Below are 21,180 nucleotides of genomic sequence, written 5' to 3'. Positions count from 1 at the left end.
GCCCTGCTCACTTCACCTTGCGCTCTTCCACCAACGAGGCCACCACCGTGGGATCGGCCAGCGTGCTGGTATCGCCCAGTTGATCCGGCGCGTTCTCGGCGATCTTGCGCAGGATGCGGCGCATGATCTTGCCGCTGCGCGTCTTCGGCAGGCCCGGCGCCCATTGCAGGTGGTCGATCGTCGCGATCGGCCCGATCTCCTTGCGCACGTGCACGTTCAATTCCTTCTGCAGGTCGTCGCTGCCTTCCTCGCCCTGCTTCAGGGTGACGTAGGCGTAGATGCCCTGGCCCTTGATGTCGTGCGGGAACCCGACCACTGCCGCTTCGGCGACCTTGGGGTGGCTCACCAATGCCGATTCCACTTCCGCGGTGCCGATGCGATGGCCGCTGACGTTGATGACGTCATCGACGCGGCCGGTGATCCAGTAGTAGCCGTCCTCATCGCGACGGCAGCCGTCGCCGGTGAAATACATGCCGGGATAGGCCTTGAAATAGGTGTCGATGAAACGCTGGTGATCACCGTAGACCGTGCGCATCTGGCCCGGCCATGAATCGAGCAACACCAGGTTGCCTTCGGTCGAGCGTTCGAGAATCGCGCCATTGGCATCGACCAGTGCGGGCTTCACGCCCGGCATCGGCAAGGTCGCCGAACCCGGCTTCATGTCGACCGCGCCGGGAATCGGCGAGATTAGGATGCCGCCGGTTTCGGTCTGCCACCAGGTATCGACGATTGGGCAGCGACTGTCGCCAACGGTCTCGTAATACCAGCGCCACGCTTCCGGATTGATCGGCTCGCCGACGCTGCCGAGCAGGCGCAATGATTGCCGCGATGTCTTCTTTACCGGCGCGTCGCCTTCGCGCATCAGCGCGCGGATCGCGGTCGGCGCGGTATAGAAGATCGACACCTTGTGCTTGTCGATCACCTGCCAGAAGCGCGAGGCATCGGGCCAGCTCGGGATGCCTTCGAACACCAACGCGGTCGCGCCGTTGGCCAGCGGTCCGTAGACGATGTAGCTGTGGCCGGTGACCCAGCCGACGTCGGCGGTGCACCAGTAGACGTCGTCTTCCTTGAGGTCGAACACCTTCTCGTGGGTGTAGCTGACGTAGGTCAGGTAGCCGCCGGTGGTGTGGAGCACGCCCTTGGGCTTGCCGGTCGAACCCGAGGTGTAGAGGATGAACAGCGGATCCTCGGCGTTCATGCGCTCCGGTTCGCAGGTCTCGGGCTGGCCATCGACGACGGCGTCGAACCAGCGATCGCGCGGCATCTGCATGTCGACAGCGCCACCGGTATGGCGCAGCACCAGCACGGTCTCCACCGAATTGGTGCCCGGCAGCTTCAACGCGGCATCGACATTGGCCTTCAACGCGACCGCCTTGCCGCCGCGACGGCCTTCGTCGGCGGTGATGACGAGCTTGCTGCCGCAATCGGCGATGCGATCGGCGATCGAATTCGGCGCGAAGCCACCGAACACCACCATGTGCACGGCGCCGATGCGCGCGCAGGCGAGGATCGCGACCACCGCATCGGGAATCATCGGCAGGTAGATGGTGACGCGGTCGCCCTTCTTCACCCCGAGGTTGCGCAGCGCATTGGCGAGCTTGCAGACGCGTGCGTGCAGCTGGCGATAAGTGATGGTTTCGGAAGGCGTCGCGGGATCGTCCGGTTCGAACACGATCGCCGGCTTGTCGCCGCGGGTGGCGAGGTGGCGGTCGAGGCAGCTGACGCTGGCGTTGAGTTCGCCGTCCTCGTACCACTTGATGCGGAAATCGTCGGCGTGGAAGTTGACGTTGCGGATCTTGGTCGGCTTGCGGAACCACTCGATGCGATCCGCGACCTTGGCCCAGAACGCGTCGGGATCGGCCATCGATGCGGCGTAGTCGCGTTCGGCATCGGCCTTGGCGGTGCCGGCCGCGGCCGTGAAGTCTGGACTGGCCTTGTAGATGTCGGCGGCGTGATCGGTCATGGCGTTCTCCCGGTGGAACGTGTTCGTTGAAGAAGAGAGTGTGCCGCATCCGTGCTACCGCGATGCAACATCGTGCTTAGACCTTCGTCGTAGTCGCCCTTTCTTTCGACCAAAGGCGAATAGCCAGCCCCCGATGCGCGGCGCAGGCTGCGGTTGCCGTGGTCCCGCACGGATCTCTCTTCATGGGAAAACCGAGATGAAACGACCCAGTCTCCGCACTCCGCTGGCGCTTGCGATCACGCTCGCGCTGACCGCCGCCAATCCCGCACTCGCCGCCACCAAGAAGGAAAAGGAACTGGAAGCGCGCGTCGCCCAACTCGAAGCCCAAGTGAAGGCACTGGTGAACGCGCAGCAACAGCAACAGGCGCAGCTCGACACCACCAAGGCCGAGGCCGCCGATGCCCACGCCCAGGTCGCCGACACCAAGACCGAACTCGACAAGATCAAGGCGACGCAACCGGCGCCGCTGCCGGCCGGCAAGCAGCCGATCCAGGCGACTGCGATCAATACCGGCGCCAATCCCGGCACCACGTTCTCCTATGGCGGCTTCGTCAAGCTCGACGCAATGGCGACCAAGACCAGCGACGGCAAAATCGACGACGGCAGCGCCGGGCGCATCTTCTATCTCCCCAGCCAGATCCCGGTCAGCGCCCCGCCCGCCAACGGCGGCAATGCCTATACCGACATCTCCGCGCAGCTGTCGCGCTTCTGGCTGAGCGCCGACACCGTGACCCAGCGCGGCGACAAGCTCAAGGGCTATGTCGAGATGGATTTCTACGGCGGCGGCAGCAATGCGCTGAACGGCAACGAGACGTCGACCAATACCTACGGTGTCACCTTGCGCCAAGCCTACGTGCAATGGAATAACTGGCTGGCCGGCCAGACCTGGAGCAACTTCCAGGACGTGGCCGCGCTGCCTGACGCGGTCGATTTCGTCGGCCCCACCGATGGCACCATCTTCGTGCGCCAGGCACAGATCCGTTACGCCAAGGGCAACTGGTCGTTCTCCGCCGAAAATCCGCAGACCACCATCGGCAGCGTCGCCACCGGCGCGCGCCTCGCCAATTCCGGCGCCAACGTGATGCCCGATCTCACCGCGCGCTACACCACCAAGGGGAATTGGGGCCACTTCTCGGTGGCGTTGCTGGCGCGCCAGTTCGAATACCAGAACAAGCTCGCCAACGGCAGCTACCAGTCGGCCAAGACCGCCACCGGCGGCGCGGTCAGCGTCGCCGGCAATTTCAACATCGGCAAGAACGACGACCTGCGCTACATGGTCAATGCCGGCAGCGGCATCAGTCGCTACATGGCCTTCGGCCTCGGCAGCGATACCGTGCTCGACGCCAACGGCGGCCTGCACGCGCTCGACGGCTACGGCGGCTTCGTGTCCTGGCGCCACGCCTTCTCGCCGAAACTGCGCGGCAACCTGATGTATTCGATGGCGATGTTCGACAACGACCGCAGCCTGCCCGGCTGGGGCATCAACAGCTGGGGCGTCACCGAGCGCGCCCGTTCGATCCATGCCAACCTGATCTACAGTCCGATTCCCAAGCTCGATCTCGGCGCCGAGATCACCTACGGCAAGCGCGATCTCGAAGACAACCGTTCCGGCGATCTCAAGCGCGTGCAGGCGACGGTGAAGTACAGCTTCTGATCGCAGCAGTGCAGTCCCACCAATCACGACAACAAGGAACCCGCACGATGAACGCCACCGGTGATCCACGGATCGATCGCATCGCCGCCAGCCCGATCTACAAGGAGCTGAAGCACAAGCGCAACACCTTGGGATGGACGCTCACCCTCCTGATGCTGGTCGCCTACTTCGGCTACATCGGACTGATCGCCTTCGACAAATCCTTCCTCGCGCAGCCGATCGGCGACGGTGTCAGCACCATCGGTATCCCGATCGCGATCGGACTGATGGTCTTCACCATCGCGCTCACCGGGTTCTACGTGCGGCGCGCCAACAGCGAATTCGACCGCCTCGCCGCACAGGTGCTGGAGGACAATCCATGAATCGCCTCCTACGCATGCGCTTCGCTACGTTCGCGACGCTGGCGCTGGTCTCCGGCAACGTCCTCGCCGCCGGTGGCGACATCGGCCAGACCACCAAGCAGCCGACCAACTGGATGGCGATCGGCATGTTCGTGGTCTTCGTCGCGCTGACGCTGTGGATCACCAAATGGGCGGCGCGTCGCACGCGCTCCGCCGCCGATTTCTACACCGCGGGCGGCGGCATCACCGGCTTCCAGAACGGCCTCGCCATCGCCGGCGACTACATGTCGGCAGCCTCCTTCCTCGGCATCACCGCCGCGGTGATGAAGGACGGCTACGACGGACTGATCTACGCGATCGGCTTCCTGGTCGGCTGGCCCATCCTCACCTTCCTGATGGCGGAGCGCCTGCGCAACCTCGGCAAGTACACCTTCGCCGACGTCGCCGGCTATCGCTTCCAGCAAAAGCCCATTCGCATGTTCGCCGCCGCCGGCACGCTGGTGACGGTGCTGTTCTACCTGATCGCGCAAATGGTCGGCGCCGGCGCATTGATCAAGCTGCTGTTCGGCCTCGACTACTGGGTCGCGGTGGTGCTGGTCGGCGCGCTGATGATGATCTATGTGCTGTTCGGCGGCATGACCGCGACCACCTGGGTGCAGATCATCAAGGCCTGCATGTTGTTGTGCGGCGTCACCTTCATGGCGCTGATGATCATGGCGCACTTCGGTTTCAGCTTCGAACGCCTGTTCGCCGCCGCCGTCGACGTCAAGACGCAGGTCGCCGCGAACGCGGGCAAGACGCCGGAAGAGGCGCGCAAGGCGGGGCTGGCAATCATGGGCCCTGGCGGATTCGTGAAGGATCCGATCTCGGCGATCTCGTTCGGCATGGCGCTGATGTTCGGCACCGCGGGCCTGCCGCACATCCTGATGCGCTTCTTCACGGTTCCCGATGCCAAGCAGGCCCGCAAGTCGGTGCTGTGGGCAACGACATGGATCGGCTACTTCTACATCCTGATCTTCATCATCGGCTTCGGCGCGATCGCGCTGGTGCTGACCAATCCGGAGTTCTCCGATGTCGCCAAGGGCGTGATCAAGGGTGGCGCCGGCGCCACCAACATGGCGGCGGTGCTGGTCGGCAACGCGGTCGGCGGCAACGTTTTCATGGGCTTCATCTCCGCGGTGGCGTTCGCCACGATCCTCGCGGTGGTGGCGGGCCTGACGCTGTCGGGTGCCTCGGCGGTCTCGCACGATCTCTATGCCACGATGATCAAGCAGGGCAATCCGGCGCCGGGTTCGGAGTTGAAAGTGTCGCGCATCACCACCGTGATCCTCGGTATTGTCGCGGTGCTGCTCGGCATCACCTTCGAGAAGCAGAACGTCGCCTTCATGGTGTCGCTGGCCTTCGCGATCGCGGCATCGGCCAACTTCCCGGTGCTGATCCTCTCGCTCCTGTGGAAGAACTGCACCACGCGTGGCGCGGTGATCGGCGGATCGCTCGGCCTCATCACGTCCTTGGTGCTGACGCTGCTGTCGCCGTCGGTGTGGGAAGCCACGCTCGGCCACGCCAAGGGCTCGGCGCCGTTCCCCTACACCTCGCCGGCACTGTTCTCGATGACGATCGCCTTCGTCGGCATCTGGCTGTTCTCGATCACGGACAAGAGCGCGAATGCCCGCCGCGAACGCGCCGACTACGAGGCGCAGGAAGTTCGCGCGGAAACCGGACTGGGCGCTTCCGGGGCATCCGGGCACTGATTCACCGCTTCGGGCGACGCGATCATCGCGCGCCCGCCGCCCGTCTCCCTCGGGCATTGCAGGCGCCGGCGCAAGCCGGCGTCTTTTTTGCGTGGGTGTCGCAGTGACTTCCTGCACATGCCTCGAAGGCTGGACGGCGCACACTCGCAGGGCTTTGTACCCTTCCATGGTGACTACATGAATACGCAACCCCTTCGCCGCACTGTCCTTGCGCTCGCCGTGCTCGGCGCCCTTGCCGCCTGCAAGCCCAATGCCTCCGCACCTGCAGCCGATGCCAACGCGCCCGCCAAGGCCGCGGCGCCCGCCGCACCCGCCATCGGCATCGACCTCGCCGGCATCGACAAGACGGTGAAGCCCGGCGACGACTTCGACAGTTACGCCAACGGCGCCTGGGCGAAGACGGCGGAGATCCCCGCCGATCGTTCCGCCACCGGCGTCGGCCTCGATGTCTTCAACAAGGCCGAACAGCGCGAGAAGGAACTGATCCAGGGCATCGCCGCAGCCAAGCCGGCCGCCGGCAGCGACGAGGCGCGCATCGCCAACGCCTACAACGCCTTCATGGATACCGCCGGCATCGAACAACGCGGACTCGCGCCGCTGAAGCCGCAACTCGCCGCCATCGACGGCATCAAGGACAAGGCCGCGCTCTCGCAATACCTCGGCGCCGGCCTGCGCGCCGATGTCGATCCGCTCAACGCCACCAACTATCACACCGACAACCTCTTCGGCCTGTTCGTCTCGCAGGGCCTGACCGATCCGTCGAAGAACATCGGCTACCTGTTGCAGGGCGGCCTCGGCCTGCCTGATCGCGACTACTACCTGTCGAACGACAAGGCGATGGCCGACATCCGCGGCAAGTATGAAACCTACATCGGCGCATTGCTGAAGCAGGCCGGCATCGCCGATGCGGACGCCAAGGCCAAGCAGGTCATGGCGCTGGAAATGCAGATCGCCAAGGCCCACGCGCCGCTCGCCGACAGCGAGAACACCCACAAGGCCAACAACCTGTGGGCGACCGCCGACTTCGCCAAGAAGGCGCCGGGCCTCGATTGGAATGCCTATTTCAAGGCCGCCGGCCTCGATGGCCAGCAAGCGATCGACGCATGGCAGCCTGACGCGATCACCAAGCTCGCTGCACTGGTCGGCAGCCAGCCGATCGATGCCTGGAAAGCGTGGCTGACCTTCCACACCATCGATCGCAGCACCGCCTTCCTGCCCAAGGCCATAGACGATCTCGCCTTCGCCTTCCACGGCACCGCGCTCAACGGCATCCCGCAGCAGCGCGATCGCTGGAAGCGCGGCATCGCGGTGACCGACGGCATGCTCGGCGACGCCATCGGCAAGCGCTACGCGGAGAAATATTTCCCGGCGTCGTCGAAGGAACAGATCACCCAGCTCGTCAACAACCTGCTCGCGGTGTTCCCGGAGCGCATCGACAAGCTCGACTGGATGAGCGCCGATACCAAGGCCAAGGCAAAGGCCAAGGTCGCGACGATCAAGGTCGGCGTCGGCTATCCCGACACCTGGCGCGACTATTCGCAGCTGGAGATCAAGGCCGACGATCCGCTGGGCAATGCCGAGCGCGCCGGACTCGCCGAGTACAAGCACCAGCTCGCCAAGCTCGGCAAGGCGCCCGATCGCGGCGAGTGGTGGATGACGCCGCAGACGGTGAACGCGGTGAACCTGCCGCTGCAGAACGCGCTGAACTTCCCGGCCGCGATCCTCGAAGCGCCGTTCTTCGATCCCAAGGCCGATGCCGCAGCCAATTACGGTTCGATCGGCTCGGTGATCGGTCACGAGATCAGCCACAGCTTCGACAACCTGGGTGCCGATTTCGATGCCGAAGGCCGCATGGCCAACTGGTGGACGCCGGCCGATGCCGCGCACTTCAAGGACGCCGGCAAGAAACTCGCCGCGCAGTACGACACCTACGAAGCGCTGCCGGGCCTGCACGTGAAGGGTGAGCAGACGCTGGGCGAGAACATCGCCGATCTCGCGGGTCTTGCCGTCGCCTATGACGCCTACCACAAGTCGCTCAATGGCAAGGAAGCGCCGGTGATCGATGGGCTGACCGGAGACCAGCGCTTCTTCCTCGCCTTCGCCCAGGGCTGGCGCACCAAGATGCGCGATGCCGCGCTGCGCAATCGCATCGCCACCGATGTCCACGCACCGGCGCAGTTCCGCATCTATACCGTGCGCAACATCGATGCGTGGTACGGGACGTTCAACGTCGTCGCCGGCCAGAAGATGTATCTCGACCCGAAGGATCGCGTGCGGGTCTGGTGATCCGCAGCGCAGCGACACTGCAACGCAAAACGGGCGCCGCGAGGCGCCCGTTCTGTTTCAGCCGATCAAATGGAAATCACTTGCCGCGAAGGTCGCCACTGTCCAGGTCGACCTTGTCGAGCGGAATCGTCACCGCCTCGGGATGCGCCTTGCGCAGCGCATCGCCGAACAGGCTGGCGTCGCCCACGACAACGGTTGCCGAGTGCGCTGGATCGATGTTGGCCCTGGCATAGGCCTGGACCTGCGCCGGCGTCACCGCCTGCACGCGATCGACATAGCGACCGACTTCGGCGAGATCGATGCCATAGACCGCGAGCGAACCGACGGTACCGGCGAGTCCCTGCGTGGTCTGCAGGCCGCGGCCGTATTCGCCGACCAGGGTCGCCTTGCGCGCGGCCAGTTCGTCCGCCGCCACCGGCGTGGTGCCGAGACGCGCGGCTTCGCCACGCATCAGGTCGACCACCTGCGGCGCCGACGGGTTCTTGGTCTGCGCGCCTGCGCTCCACAGTCCCGAGCTGCGGCGCGGATCGAAACGGCTCGACGCGCCATAGGACAGTCCGCGCTTGATGCGAATTTCCTGGTTCAGGCGCGCCGAATACGATCCGCCGAGCACCGCATTGGCGACTTCGCCGGTGAAGTACCCGGGATCGGCGCGATCGGGTGCGGGACTCGCCAGCGCGACGCCGGCCTGGCCAGCGCCGTGCTGGTCAATCACCAGCAGCATCGGCAGTTTGGTCGTGGCGCGACCCGCCGGCGCGTTCGCCATCGCCTGCGCGGGCTTGGCCCAGTTCGCGAACGCGGCCTGCGCCAGTTGCAAGGCCTGTTGCGGCGTGATGTCGCCGGCCAGCACCAGGATGGTGTTGTCGGGGCGATAGACCTGCGCGTGCATCGCGACGACATCGTCGCGGGTGATGCGCGCCAGCGATGCCGGCGTGCCCGTGCGCGAATGCCCGTAGGCGCCATCACCAAATACCAGTCGCGCACCCGCGAGGCTGGCCATCGAGCTCGGGCGGCTCAGCTTCTGGCGCAGGTCATCGAGCGCCTGCGCCCGCGCGCGGTCGATTTCGTCCTGCGCCAGCGTCGGCTTCTCCACCACGTCGGCGAGCAGCGACAACGCCGCCGGCAATTTCGGTGTCGTCACCGTCATGCCGATGCCGCCCATGTCCCAGCCCGCGCTGCCGCCCAGCGAACCGCCGAGCGCATCGGCGGCTTCGGCGAGGTCGCTGGCGCTGCGTCCGGCCGCGCCCTTGGTGAGCAGGGTCGCGGTGAGATCGGCGAGTCCGGCCTTGTCCGCGGGATCCATCTCTCCACCACGACGCAACAGCAATTGCGCGGTGACCAATGGCAGGCCCGGGCGCGCGACGGAAATCACTTCCATGCCGTTCGGCAGCACCTGGCGCACCGGCGTCGGGATCTGCAACTTCGGTGACGGACCCGGCGCTGGCGGGGTCGACGGAAAATCGGCCGCATTCACGGCAGCCGTCGCCGCCAACAACGCGCAGGCGAGCGCGGAAATCTTCAGGACAGTCATGGCGTGGCTCCCTTGCCCGCGGCCTTCGCCGGCTGGTAATCGATGGTGACGCGATGGGCGTCGAGGACGTAGCGCTTCAGCACGCGTTGCACGTCGGCGGTGGTCACGGTCTGCAACGCGGCGAGATCGCTGTTCGCACGCGCGGCATCGCCTTCCTGCAGCACCGCGCTGCCGAGCGCGAAGGCCTTGCCTTCCGCGGTCTGGCGCTGGATCAACTCGCTGGTCAGCAATTGCGTCTTGACCTTGTCGAGTTCTGCCGCGGGAATCGGTTCGTTGGCGAGCTTGTGCACTTCATCCAGCAGCATCTTCTCGGCTTCGGCGGTCTGGTGGCCGCTGGCCATCACCGCGACCAGGTTGAACAGTCCCGGACCCACGCGCGAATCGACCTGGGCATCGGCGCTCTGCGCGATCTGCGAGCGATACACCAGCGACTGGTTGAGGCGCGAGGATTCACCGTGCGACAGCAACGCGGCGGCAACCTGCAACGGCACGATGTCGGCATCGGCAGCCGGCGGAATCAGCCAGGTCATCGCCACCGCGGGCAGCGGCGCGGTTTCGCTGGTCAGGGTCTGGCGCGTGTCGGCGGTGCGTGCCGGTTCGACTGCGGTGACCTTGGGAATCGCGGCGGCGGGCTTGGCAATCCCGCTGAAATACTCGTTGACCCAACCGTCGAGCTGCTGCTGGTTGAAGTCGCCAGCGACGATCAGCGTCACATTGTCGGGACGATAGAACGTGTCGTGGAAGGCAACGACATCGGCCAGCGTCGCCGCCTGCAATTCCTCGATGTTGCCGATGGTCGGGCGCTTGTACGGATGCACCTTGTAGGACGCCGGATCGAGCGCGTTGTAGAGGCGGCCATAGGGATTGGCGAGCACGCTCTGACGATACTCTTCCTGAACCACCGCGCGTTCCGACTTGAAGTTGGCGTCGTCGACCTTGAGGTTGGACAGGCGTTCCGCTTCCGCCCACAGCAGGCGCTGCAGGTGGTTGGAGGGCACCATCTCGTAGTAATTGGTGATATCGCTGCCGGTGCTGGCGTTGTTGTAGCCGCCGACGTCCTCGGTCATGCGGTCCATCTGTTCCGGCTTCATGTTCTTGGTGCTCTTGAACATGATGTGTTCGAACAGGTGCGCGAAACCGGAGCGGTTCTGCGGATCGTCCTTCGAACCGACGTGGTACCACATCTGCACGGTCACGGTCGGGCTGGAATGATCCTCGACCGACAACACCTGCAGGCCGTTGGGCAGGGTGCGTTGCTGGTACTGGATCGGTGGAACGTTCAGGGTTTGCGCCACCAGTGCCGTCGGCAGCAGGCAGGCAAGCAGGGTGAGACGGGTTCGCAGGCGCATTGGAGTCCCGGAGGGTTCGGAGTCGTCCCCGAACCTAATCCGCCCGCGCGACGAAGTCCACTGCCGGAAGTCAGCGCAACGGCAACCCATCGAGGAAGGCATCGACCGCATCGGTATAGGCGCCGGGCTGGCCGAGGTCGGCATTGATCTGCTCGTGCGTGCGCGCCTGCGGCAAGACTTGCGCACGGACGTGGAGGCGTTGCGCCGCGTCGGCGAATGCATGGGCGGCAGGACAGGATTCGCGTCGCTGGCTGGAACAGACCAGCAGCATCGGCGGCGCCTTGGCGGTCAACTGCTGCAACGGCGACAACGCGCGCCAGTTGGCGGGATCGCGACCGAAGGCATCGTCGTACAGCGGCAGGTGGCGACCCTGCATGATCGTCGGCACGTCGAGCGCCGCCGAATCCAGCGATACCGTCGCCCGCCACGGCTGCGCGTTCGGCGCCAGCGAGGGATCGGCCGACAGCAACGCGACCAGATGCGCACCGGCCGAATGCCCCATCAGCACCAGGTTCGCGGGATCAGCGCCCCACTCGCGCGCATGGCGCTGCACATAGGCCAGTGCGGTGGCGACATCCTTCGCCTGCTGCGCGACATCGGCCTGCGGCAGCATCCGGTAATCGATCGACACGAAGACATCGCCACGCGCGGCCCAATGCGCGAGCTTGTTGTCGACGACGTGGCCCATCGCCTTGTCGCCGATGCGCCAGCCGCCGCCATGCACCATCACGATGATCCGCCCACTGGCGTGGGCGGGCAGATAGACATCGAGGCGTTGCGCCGGATCGCTGCCATAGGCGAGATCGGGCAGTCGGCGCACGCCTGCGGGCAGCGCGACATGCTGCCGGGCGGCGATGCTCGCCTGCATGCGCTGGCCGATGCGATCGCGGATGCCGCCACTTTGCGCGGCGACTGCGACAGCCGCACTCGACAGGATCAACGCGGCGGCAATGGGAAGTGGACGAAACATACGCATCGCACGATCTCCAGGACGGCGGTCATCCGGGGAACGCGCCGGGCATGCCCGAGTTGACTTCAGCGCGGCGGCGACGCCAGCTCTTTCGCGTCCAGCGTCCCGTCGTGGTTGCGATCGAGCTTGCGGAACTGGTCGGCGAGCTGGGCGCGATATGCCTCGCGGGTGATGGTCTTGCCGCGACCGCCCGGCTGTTCGTCCGGCGTCAGCACGCCGTCATGGTTGCGATCCATCCGGTCGAAGGCGAAGCACAGCCAGTCCTGGTATTCGGACAGCTGCACCTTGCCGTCGTGGTTGGCATCCATCAGGCGCAGGTAGTCATTCGTATTGTGGACCTGCGCCAGCGCGGACAGCGGCAGCAATGCCGCCACCGTCCACACCATGCAACGTTCGATCACGCCGGCAGCGCTGGCGTCGAACCCCGCAGCGCGTAACCGCGCAGGCGTTCGGCGAAGGCCTGCAACGAACGACTGCCGCTGGCTTCGGCTTCGCTGCACCACGCCTGCAGGCGCGCCAGCGTTTCCGCCGCGCTCTGTCCGCGCGCTTCCAGCACCGCGGAGAGTTGCGCGCGCTTTTCGATGAGCGTGCGGATGCGCGGCGATTCTGCCACCCACTGCTCCAGCTGCGCGCGTGCATCCGGCGTCAGCCAACGGCCTTCGTCGGCCAAACCGTGGCGCAGCTTGCGCGGCAACAGGCGGCGCAGCTTGGTGCCGCGGGCGGCGGCTTCTTCTTGCAACGCCGGCTTGACCACGTGGCGATGGAAATCGGTCATCGCCTGGAAACGATGCGCGAGCAGCGCCTTCAGCGTGTCCATGTCGGGCACGCGGATGTTCGGGCGGATATTGAGCGTCGGCGCGACGCGCAGCACTTTCGCCAGGCGCACCGACTGGAACATGCGGATCGCCGCCCAGCCGATGTCGAATTCCCATTTACGCAGCGCGAACTTGGCCGAGCTCGGGAAAGCGTGGTGGTTGTTGTGCAGTTCTTCGCCGCCGATCCACACGCCCCATGGCGACAGGTTTGTCGCGGTGTCGCTGGTGTGGAAATTGCGATAGCCCCACCAGTGGCCGAGGCCGTTGACGACGCCGGCGGCCCAGAACGGAATCCACGCCATCTGCAGCGCCCACACCGCCACGCCCTTGGCGCCGAACAGGAACGCCAGCACGAACAGCAGGATCACCACGCCGCTGGTCGGCCAGCGTGTATAGAGAACGCGTTCGATCCAGTCATCCGGGCAGCCCTTGCCGTACTGGTCGATCGACGCGCGATCCGCGCGCGCTTCGCGATAGAGCTCGACGCCGTTCCAGAACACCTTGCCGATGCCCTTGAACATCGGGCTGTGCGGATCTTCCTCGGTCTCGCACTTGGCGTGGTGCTTGCGGTGGATCGCCGCCCATTCGCGCGCGATCATCGCCGTCGTCAACCACGACCAGAAACGGAAGACGTGGGCGATGGCGGGATGGAAATCCACGCCGCGGTGCGCCAGCGAACGATGCAGGTAGAGCGTCACCGAGAAGATGGTGAGCTGGGTGGCGAGCAACAGGTACAGGGCGATGGCGCCCCAGCCGGCTCCGATGAAGCCGCTGGCAATGAAATCGAGCATCGAGGGAAAAGCGCAGGGGGATGGATCCCCAATGGTGAGGCTTCCGTGCCTCGCCGTCACCACCGTACGCGGGCGTATTCAGCCCGCCGACGGCGTGGCGGCCTTGGCAGCCTCCTGGCGCTTCAGCTCGGCATCGATGATCTGGTTGATCTCCGTGGTGATCGCGTCCATCGAACCTTCCCCGTAGCCGGCGTGGTGCGCGACCACCCTGCCCTGCAAATCGATGATCCACAGGTTCGGGAAGTTCTGCACGCCATAGGCGTCGGCGATCGTGCCGTCGCGATCGCGCACCAGCGCCATGGTGTAGTCGGACATTTGGCGCATCATCGCCCCGTATTCGCGCAATTCGTCCTTCCAATTAATGGCAATGATTTTCAGGAACTTGTCGCCGGCGCGCTTTTGCAGTGCTTCCAGATTCGGCAACTCCTGACGGCAAGGGCCGCACCACGATGCCCAGAACGTGATGACCACGATCTTGTTGCCGCGATAGGCGGCCAGGTCGATCACGTTGTCCTTGCGATCCTTGCCGAGCACCGTGGTTGTTGGCATATCGCCGACCGCCGGCACTTTGACCGTTTCCTTTGCCGACGCCGGTACTGTCAGGCCCAAGGCCAAACCCAGCCCCAACAGACCGACCCATGCATTGCGCATACTTGTTCCCCGACTTCCCCCGTGAAGTTCTCGAAGTGTACTGAATCCGATGGCCGGCCATGCCTGAACTGCCCGAAGTCGAAACCACCCGTCGCGGCCTGTTGCCGCATGTGGCCGGGCGCCATGTGCGCAGGGTGGTGCTGCGGCGGCCCGACCTGCGCCTGCCGATTCCGGCGGAACTGCCGAAGCTGCTGCGTGGCGAGGAAATCCATGGCATCACCCGTCGCGCCAAATACCTGCTGATGGACAGCGATCGCGGCAGCGCGCTGTGGCACCTCGGCATGTCGGGCAGCCTGCGCGTGCTGCCCGCCGACACGCCGCTGCGCGCGCACGACCATGTCGATGTCGAACTCGACTCCGGGCACGTCCTGCGCTTCAACGATCCGCGCCGCTTCGGTCTGCTGCTGTGGCAGCCGGCGGGGACCGTGCATCCGTTGCTGCAATCGCTGGGGCCGGAACCCTTGTCCGACGATTTCGATGGCGATCACCTGTTCCGTCTCAGCCGCGGTCGCAGTGCGCCGGTGAAGGCCTTCCTGATGGACCAGGGGGTGGTGGTCGGCGTCGGCAACATCTATGCCGCCGAAGCCTTGTTCGCCGCCGGCATCGCGCCGACGCGCGAGGCGGGCAAGGTGTCGCTCGACCGCTATCGCAAGCTGGCCGCTGCGGTGCGCGCGATTCTTGCCCATGCGATCGAGCGCGGCGGCACGACGCTGCGCGACTTCATCAGCCCCGACGGCCTGCCCGGTTATTTCGAGCAGGAGTTGCAGGTCTATGGTCGCGGCGGCGAACCGTGCGGGGTGTGCGGTCGCAAGTTGCGCGAAGCGCGGATCGGCCAGCGCGCCAGCGTGTGGTGTTCGCACTGCCAGAAGTAGCCGTCGGCGCGGTTCATCCCGCCCCGCTATGCTGGACATCTGCCCCCTGCGCACCCATCCGAATGCCCGATCCCAACGCCCACGACGGCATCACCCGCTGGCTGGATGAAGCCCGGGGCGGCGATCGCGCGGCGCTCGATCGCGTGTTGCAGGCGCTCTACGCGGAACTGCACGCGATGGCGCAGCGGCAGTTGCGGCAGCCCGCGGACGATGAAACGCTCGATCCCACCGCACTGGTCCACGAGGCCTACATCAAACTGGTCGGGCAACAGGCCGATTTCGCCGACCGCGCCGGCTTCTTCGCCTATGCCGCTTCGGCCATGCGCAGCGTGGTGGTCGATCACGCCCGCAGCCGCCTCGCGCTGAAACGCGGTGGCGGCGATGCCGTGCAGCGCATCGCCGAACTGCCGCAGATCGCCGACGACGGCTTGCGCCTCGACGAGGATCTGCTCTCGCTCGATGCCGCGCTGACGCAGCTCGCCGCGCTCGACGAACATCTCGCCCAGGTGGTCGAACTACGCTACTTCGCCGGGCTGTCTGAAACGCAAATCGCCGAACTCACCGATCGTTCCGAACGCAGCGTGCGCCGCGACTGGCAGAAGGCACGGATGTTCCTGCTCGACGCGCTACAGGGCCGCTGACGTCCATGACGATGGACCGCACGCGCTGGCAACGCATTTCCGCCGAGCTTGACGCGCTGCTGGAGCTCGACCCTGCCGCGCGCGCACAACGGCTCGATGCATTGCGCGCGGAAGATCCCGCGTTCGCCGACGAGATCGAACGCCTGCTTGCCCACGAAGAGACGCGCGACCATCGCATCGACACGCCCTTGGTCACGGCACCGCCGGGGCCGCGCGAAGGCGAGCGCGTCGGGCCCTATCGCCTTGAAGCCTTGCTGGGCGAAGGCGGCATGGGACAGGTCTGGCAGGCCGAGCGCGCCGACGGCATGTATGCGCGTCGCGTTGCATTGAAACTGTTGCGCCCGGGCCTCGCCGATCCGACCCTGCGCCTGCGCTTCAGCCGCGAACGCGACATCCTCGCGCGACTGGCACACCCGCATATCGCGCGACTGCTCGATGCCGGGATCAGCGAGAACGGTCAGCCCTATCTCGCGCTGGAATTCGTCGAAGGCCACGGCATCCTCGCCTATGCGCGCGAGCAGGCGCTCGACACCCGCCAGCGCATCGCCCTGTTTCGCCAGGTCTGCGACGCCGTCAGCCACGCCCACGCCAACCTGATCGTCCATCGCGACCTCAAGCCGTCCAACATCCTGGTCAGCGCCGACGGCGAAGTGCACCTGCTCGATTTCGGTATCGCCAAGCTGCTCGACGATCCCCAGGAGCCGATCGAACACACGCGCACCGGCCTGCGCCCGTTCACCCTGCACTACGCCGCGCCGGAACAGGTGCGCGGCGAACCGGTCAGCACCAAGACCGACGTGTATTCGCTGGGCGTGGTGCTGTACGAACTGTTGACCGGGCAGAAACCCTACCGGCTCAAGCGCGAATCGAGCGCGCAATGGGAGGACGCCATCCTCGCCGCCGAACCGCAGCGTCCATCGCTCTCGGTCGTGCGCGACGACGAAGGCGGCAGCTTCGCGCAACGACGACGCACCGCACGCGAACTTTCCGGCGATCTCGACAACATCGTCATGAAGGCGCTGTCGAAAAGCCCCGAGCAACGCTATTCCTCGGCGGAAGCGCTGTCCAGCGACCTCGAACGCTATCTCGATGGCCTGCCGGTACTGGCGCGCGGCCAGAGCTTTTTCTATCGCACCCGCAAATTCGTCCGTCGCCAGCTGTGGCCGATCGTCACCGGACTCGGCATCACCGCATTGCTCCTGATATTCCTCGGCGTCGCGCTGTGGCAGCGCCAGGAAGCCATCCGCGAAACCGCGCGTGCGGCGGCGCTGCAGGCATTCACCGTCGGCCTGTTCGAGAATGCCGATGCCGCGCAGAAGGGCAAGCCGGTCGACGTCGCAACGCTGCTCGATGCCGCGGAAGCGCGCGGCGAGCGCGAACTCGGCCTGCAGCCGCGTGCGCATGCCGAATTGCTGGGCACCATCGCGCGCATTCGTCTCGCGATGGGGCAATATCCGCGCGCCGCCGATGTCCTCGAACGCCAGCGCAAGCTGGTCGACAAGCTTCCCGACGCCCCCGCCAGCCTGCGCCTGGAGTCGGCCAGCCAGCGTGGTCGCGTGCAACGCCTGCTCGGCGATCCCGACGCCTGTCGTCGCACGCTCGAGCCGCTGCTCGGGCTTGCCTCGACGCAGCAGACGCAGTTGCCGGCGCACGTCGCCGAATTCGATTCACAGTTGGCGCGCTGCCGACGCGGCATCGGCGATCGCGACGGCGCGCAGCGGCTGTTCGAACAATCGCTGGCCTTGCGCAAAAGCGCCTTGGGCGACGACATCGGCGTGGTCGAGAACCTGACCGATCTCGCCGCGCTGTCGGTGGATGCCGGCAACTATCCCGATGCGCTTGCGCGCTTCCAGGGCGCCTTGGCGCAATTGCATAAGATCGCCGGCAATCGTCATCCGCTCGGCATCGACATCCTGCGCAGCATCGGCACCACCCAGCGCGCGATGGGCGACGTCGACGATGCCGCGCGCAGCATCGGCCAGGCGCTCGAGCTGTCGGAATCGTTGCAGGGTCCGGAACACCCGGTCACGCTCGCCCTGCGCGAGGCCGCGGCGCAGTCGGCCGAAGACCTGTCGCAATGGAACGAAGCGCAATCGCAGTGGCAGCAGCTCAACACCAGTCTGCAACGTTCGTCGAATGTGTCCGTCGATCTCGCCGACAGCTGGCTCGGCCTCGGACGCGATGCCTATGAACTCGGCGAGCTCGAACGTGCGCGCACATCGCTGCAACGCGCCATCCGCCTGTCCGCAAACCTGCATCGCGGCGACATCCAGTTCGCCGCGCTGTTGCTGGAGGCACGCCTCTACGCGGAACGCGGCGATGTCGCCGGCGCGCGACGCCTGATCGATGCCGCGCAGAAACTGCTGGACGAGGGCATGCCCCGAGGCGGCGATGCACAGTTGTCGCTGGCCGCGGTCGCCGGACATGTCGAACTGGCGGCGAACACGCCGCAGGATGCCGTCACGCTGCTGCAGCCGCTGGTCGCGCATGCCAGCCCGAAACCGTCGGAAGCACAGGCCTTGCTGATCTCGGCACAGGCGCGCATGGCCAAGGACCCTGCCGAGATCGATCGCCTGCGCGACCAGCTCGATGTCGCCGGCAAGGTTGCCGACGCGCCCGCCACGCGCGTGTTGTCCTTGCGCTTCCGCCTCTACGCCGCCGATGCGCAATGCCGCGGCAATCCCGCGCTCGGCAAACAGCGCTACGACGCGCTGATGCCGGCGATCGGTTCGGCGCAGCCCGAAGGTGGCGCGTTATCGCGCGAAGCGGTGGCGTTGCGCGACGAATGCGAACATCGCCAGCCGCCCGCGCCGTCGAGTCGCCGCGGTCAGTCCTCGCGCGCGAACGGCAGCGGGCACTGAGCGGGATCGATCCGCCCTTCCCCGCGCATGATCTTCTTGAACTCGGCGCGGCTCACCGAGACGTAGCGATCGTTGCCGCCGATTTCCACCTGCGGGCCGTCCTGCACCGCGCGCCCGGCATTGTCGACGCGCACGGTCATCGTCGCCTTGGCGCCGCTGTGGCAGATCGTCTTGATTTCCTGCATCTCATCGGCCCAGGCGAGCAAAGCCGCACTGCCTTCGAACAATTCGCCGCGGAAATCGGTGCGCAGGCCGTAGCACAGCACCGGCACCCGCAATTCGTCGACGACATCGCTCAACTGCCACGCCTGCGCGCGCGACAGGAATTGCGCTTCGTCCACCAGCACGCAGTTGAGCTTGCCGTGGTCCGCGATGTCCTCGCGCACGCGTCGCAGCAGGTCGTCGTCGTGCCCGAACGGAACCGCGGCATCGCTCAGGCCGATCCGCGACGACACCACGCCGCGCCCGGCGCGATCGTCCAGCGCGGGCGTGAGGATCATCACCCGCATGCCGCGTTCGCGATAATTGTGCGCGGACTGCAGCAGCGTGGTGGTCTTGCCCGCGTTCATCGCGGAATAGTAGAAGTACAGCTTGGCCATTGCCGCCATGATACCGGCGCGGCCCGCTTCGATGAGACCCCGCTTCAATGAGACAATAGGCGGCCGTTTCGTTTCCATGCCGCCCATGCAAGGTCTCAACCCGCCACAACGCCAGGCCGTCCTCCACAGCGAGGGCCCGTTGCTGGTGCTGGCCGGTGCGGGCAGCGGCAAGACCCGGGTGATCGTCGAGAAGATCGCCCACCTGGTCGACAGCGGGCGCTATCCGGCGCGACGCATCGCCGCCATCACCTTCACCAACAAGTCCGCGCGCGAAATGCGCGAACGCGTGGCCAAGCGCCTGAAGGGCGATCGTGGCGAAGGCCTGACCATCTGCACCTTCCACGCACTGGGCTTGCGGATTCTGCAGATCGAGCACGCGCGCGTCGGCCTGAAGCGCGGGTTTTCGGTGTTCGATGCCGATGACGCCAGCGCCCAGGTCAAGGACCTGATGCCCGGCGCCAAACCCGACGCGGTGCAGGCGATGCAATCGCTGATCTCTCGCGCCAAGAACGCCGGGCTGTCGCCGGAACAGGCGCTGGAATCGGCGCGCAGCACCCGCGAGCGCGAAGCGGCGGCGCTCTATGCGCGCTACCAGGCGCGACTGACCTCGTTCAACGCGGTCGATTTCGACGACCTGATCCGCATTCCCGTGCAATTGCTGGAAACCGACGAAGACGCGCGCATGGGCTGGCGCGAACGCATCGGCTACCTGCTGGTGGACGAATGCCAGGACAGCAACGACGCGCAATACCGCCTGCTCAAGGCCATCGCCGGCGAGGCCGGGCAATTCACCTGCGTGGGCGACGACGACCAGAGCATCTACGCCTGGCGCGGCGCCAATCCGGAAAACCTCGACCTGATGGGTCGCGATTACCCGACGCTTGAAATCATCAAGCTCGAACAGAACTACCGCTGCAGCAATCGCGTGTTGCGCACCGCCAACAAGCTGATCGCCAACAATCCGCACGCGCACCTGAAGACGCTGTGGAGCGATTCCGCCGACGGCGAACGCATTCGCGTGTGGGAGTGCCGCGACTCCGGCCACGAAGCCGAGAAGGTCGCCGCCGAGATCCGCTTCACTGCGCAGAAGCATGGCGCGCCGTGGAGTGATTTCTGCATCCTCTTCCGCGGCAACCACCAGTCGCGCGCACTGGAAAAGGCGATGCAGCTGCTGCGCATCCCCTATCACCTCAGCGGCGGCACCGCCTTCCTCGAACGCGCCGAAGTGAAGGATGCGCTGTCGTGGTTGCGCGTGCTGGTGAACCCGGAAGACGACAGCGCCTTCCTGCGCGCAGTGCAATCGCCCAAGCGCGAAGTCGGCGCGGCGACGCTGGCGCGCCTTGCCGAACTGGCGCAGCACGCCGGGATTCCGCTGGCGCGCGCCGCCGATTCCAACGCCATCCTGCAGCAACTGCCGGCACGCGCCTCGTCGGCGCTCCACGGCTTCATCGAGATCGTGCAGCGCCTGCGCGCGGAAGCGGCATCGCTGTCGCCCGCCGACCTCGTACGCAGCCTCAATGAGAAATCCGGTTTGCTGGATGCCTTGAAGGCGCAATGCCGTACCGAACAGCTGTTCACCATCCGCCGCGGCAACCTCGACGAACTCGCGGAATGGTTCGAAGGCGCGAAAGGAAGCGGCCTCGCCGATCTCGGTGCCCAGCTCGCGCTGATCACCCGCAATGATCGCGACGACGGCGGCAACCAGGTGCGGCTGATGTCGCTGCACGCGGCCAAGGGCCTCGAATTCCGTTACGTCTTCATCGTCGGCATGGAAGACGGCACCCTGCCGCACGAAGCCAGCATCGACGAAGGCCGGCTGGAAGAGGAACGCCGCCTGCTCTACGTCGGCATCACCCGCGCCAAGGAACAGCTGTGGCTGTCGCATGCGCGCGAAGCGAGCAAATGGGGCAAGCGCGTCACGCTGGCGCCGTCGCGTTTCATTGACGAATTGCCGGCAGGCGAATTGCAGCGCGATGGCGCCGATCCGGAAGCCGATGCCGAGCGCAAGCAGGAGCGTGCCCGTAGCGCAATGGCCGACCTGCGCGCGATGCTCAACGGCGGCTGACATCGGCGGCGATTGATCTGCGGTTAGACTCGGCATTCGA

General features: G+C 66.0%; 16 protein-coding genes. 8 read left to right on the top strand and 8 right to left on the bottom strand.

Translation table 11 applies throughout. The features are described 5' to 3' along the window. Positions 1 to 7: 7 nt before the first annotated feature. Positions 8 to 1,963: an acetate--CoA ligase gene (gene acs, locus ABE093_RS10590; RefSeq protein WP_430760861.1), complete on the bottom strand. Its 1,956-nt coding sequence runs from the start codon at positions 1,961 to 1,963 to the stop codon at positions 8 to 10. 196 nt (positions 1,964 to 2,159) lie between these two features. Here acs and ABE093_RS10585 point away from each other — a divergent pair, with 196 nt between their 5' ends. The 4 genes from ABE093_RS10585 (at position 2,160) to ABE093_RS10570 (ending at position 7,995) form a co-directional block, all read left to right on the top strand. Then, positions 2,160 to 3,617, top strand: a complete 1,458-nt coding sequence (locus ABE093_RS10585; RefSeq protein ID WP_430760860.1) for a DcaP family trimeric outer membrane transporter — start codon at positions 2,160 to 2,162, stop codon at positions 3,615 to 3,617. Positions 3,618 to 3,664: 47 nt separating this feature from the next. Beyond that, positions 3,665 to 3,979 (top strand): DUF485 domain-containing protein, encoded by a 315-nt coding sequence (locus ABE093_RS10580; protein WP_430760859.1) that lies wholly within the window; start codon positions 3,665 to 3,667, stop codon positions 3,977 to 3,979. Positions 3,980 to 3,993: 14 nt separating this feature from the next. Next, positions 3,994 to 5,709 (top strand): cation acetate symporter, encoded by a 1,716-nt coding sequence (locus ABE093_RS10575; protein WP_430760989.1) that lies wholly within the window; start codon positions 3,994 to 3,996, stop codon positions 5,707 to 5,709. Positions 5,710 to 5,886: 177 nt separating this feature from the next. After that, positions 5,887 to 7,995, top strand: coding sequence for a M13 family metallopeptidase (locus tag ABE093_RS10570; RefSeq protein WP_430760858.1), 2,109 nt, complete (start codon positions 5,887 to 5,889; stop codon positions 7,993 to 7,995). Between the two features lie 76 nt (positions 7,996 to 8,071). On the opposite strand, the gene ABE093_RS10565 is transcribed toward ABE093_RS10570, so the two are convergent. From ABE093_RS10565 to ABE093_RS10540, 6 genes are all read right to left on the bottom strand, one after another. After that, on the bottom strand, positions 8,072 to 9,526 hold the full coding sequence (locus ABE093_RS10565) for a M16 family metallopeptidase (RefSeq protein WP_430760857.1): 1,455 nt from the start codon (positions 9,524 to 9,526) through the stop codon (positions 8,072 to 8,074). After that, a complete protein-coding gene (locus tag ABE093_RS10560) occupies positions 9,523 to 10,875 on the bottom strand; it encodes a M16 family metallopeptidase (RefSeq protein ID WP_430760856.1) in 1,353 nt (450 codons plus the stop codon). Before ABE093_RS10560 ends, ABE093_RS10565 begins: the two co-directional genes overlap by 4 nt. Before the next feature lie 70 nt (positions 10,876 to 10,945). Further along, a complete protein-coding gene (locus tag ABE093_RS10555) occupies positions 10,946 to 11,851 on the bottom strand; it encodes an alpha/beta hydrolase (RefSeq protein ID WP_430760855.1) in 906 nt (301 codons plus the stop codon). A 59-nt stretch (positions 11,852 to 11,910) separates the two neighbouring features. Next, on the bottom strand, positions 11,911 to 12,246 hold the full coding sequence (locus tag ABE093_RS10550) for a hypothetical protein (RefSeq protein ID WP_430760854.1): 336 nt from the start codon (positions 12,244 to 12,246) through the stop codon (positions 11,911 to 11,913). After that, positions 12,243 to 13,451 carry a DesA family fatty acid desaturase gene (locus ABE093_RS10545; protein WP_430760853.1) on the bottom strand — a complete coding sequence of 403 codons (1,209 nt, stop codon included), beginning with the start codon at positions 13,449 to 13,451 and terminating at the stop codon, positions 12,243 to 12,245. Before ABE093_RS10545 ends, ABE093_RS10550 begins: the two co-directional genes overlap by 4 nt. A 78-nt stretch (positions 13,452 to 13,529) precedes the next feature. After that, positions 13,530 to 14,102: a TlpA disulfide reductase family protein gene (locus ABE093_RS10540; RefSeq protein WP_430760852.1), complete on the bottom strand. Its 573-nt coding sequence runs from the start codon at positions 14,100 to 14,102 to the stop codon at positions 13,530 to 13,532. Between the two features lie 59 nt (positions 14,103 to 14,161). Between ABE093_RS10540 and mutM the strand changes: the two genes are divergently transcribed. From mutM to ABE093_RS10525, 3 genes are all read left to right on the top strand, one after another. Continuing rightward, positions 14,162 to 14,974, top strand: a complete 813-nt coding sequence (gene mutM, locus ABE093_RS10535; protein ID WP_430760851.1) for a bifunctional DNA-formamidopyrimidine glycosylase/DNA-(apurinic or apyrimidinic site) lyase — start codon at positions 14,162 to 14,164, stop codon at positions 14,972 to 14,974. Between the two features lie 62 nt (positions 14,975 to 15,036). Further along, positions 15,037 to 15,615 (top strand): ECF-type sigma factor, encoded by a 579-nt coding sequence (locus ABE093_RS10530; protein WP_430760850.1) that lies wholly within the window; start codon positions 15,037 to 15,039, stop codon positions 15,613 to 15,615. Between the two features lie 5 nt (positions 15,616 to 15,620). Continuing rightward, a complete protein-coding gene (locus ABE093_RS10525; RefSeq protein ID WP_430760849.1) occupies positions 15,621 to 18,476 on the top strand; it encodes a protein kinase domain-containing protein in 2,856 nt (951 codons plus the stop codon). Here ABE093_RS10525 and ABE093_RS10520 read toward each other — a convergent pair. Continuing rightward, positions 18,443 to 19,075: a thymidine kinase gene (locus ABE093_RS10520; RefSeq protein WP_430760848.1), complete on the bottom strand. Its 633-nt coding sequence runs from the start codon at positions 19,073 to 19,075 to the stop codon at positions 18,443 to 18,445. The genes ABE093_RS10525 and ABE093_RS10520 overlap by 34 nt on opposite strands. Before the next feature lie 85 nt (positions 19,076 to 19,160). On the opposite strand from ABE093_RS10520, the gene ABE093_RS10515 reads away from it, so the two are divergent. Then, positions 19,161 to 21,140, top strand: coding sequence for a UvrD-helicase domain-containing protein (locus tag ABE093_RS10515; RefSeq protein WP_430760847.1), 1,980 nt, complete (start codon positions 19,161 to 19,163; stop codon positions 21,138 to 21,140). Positions 21,141 to 21,180: the final 40 nt, after the last annotated feature.

Origin of the sequence: Solilutibacter silvestris (genome assembly GCF_050574925.1) — a bacterium.
Classification (GTDB): Bacteria; Pseudomonadota; Gammaproteobacteria; order Xanthomonadales; family Xanthomonadaceae; genus Solilutibacter; species Solilutibacter silvestris_A.
Note: the sequence above shows the minus strand (reverse complement) of the source record. Positions and strands in the feature narration are given on the sequence as shown.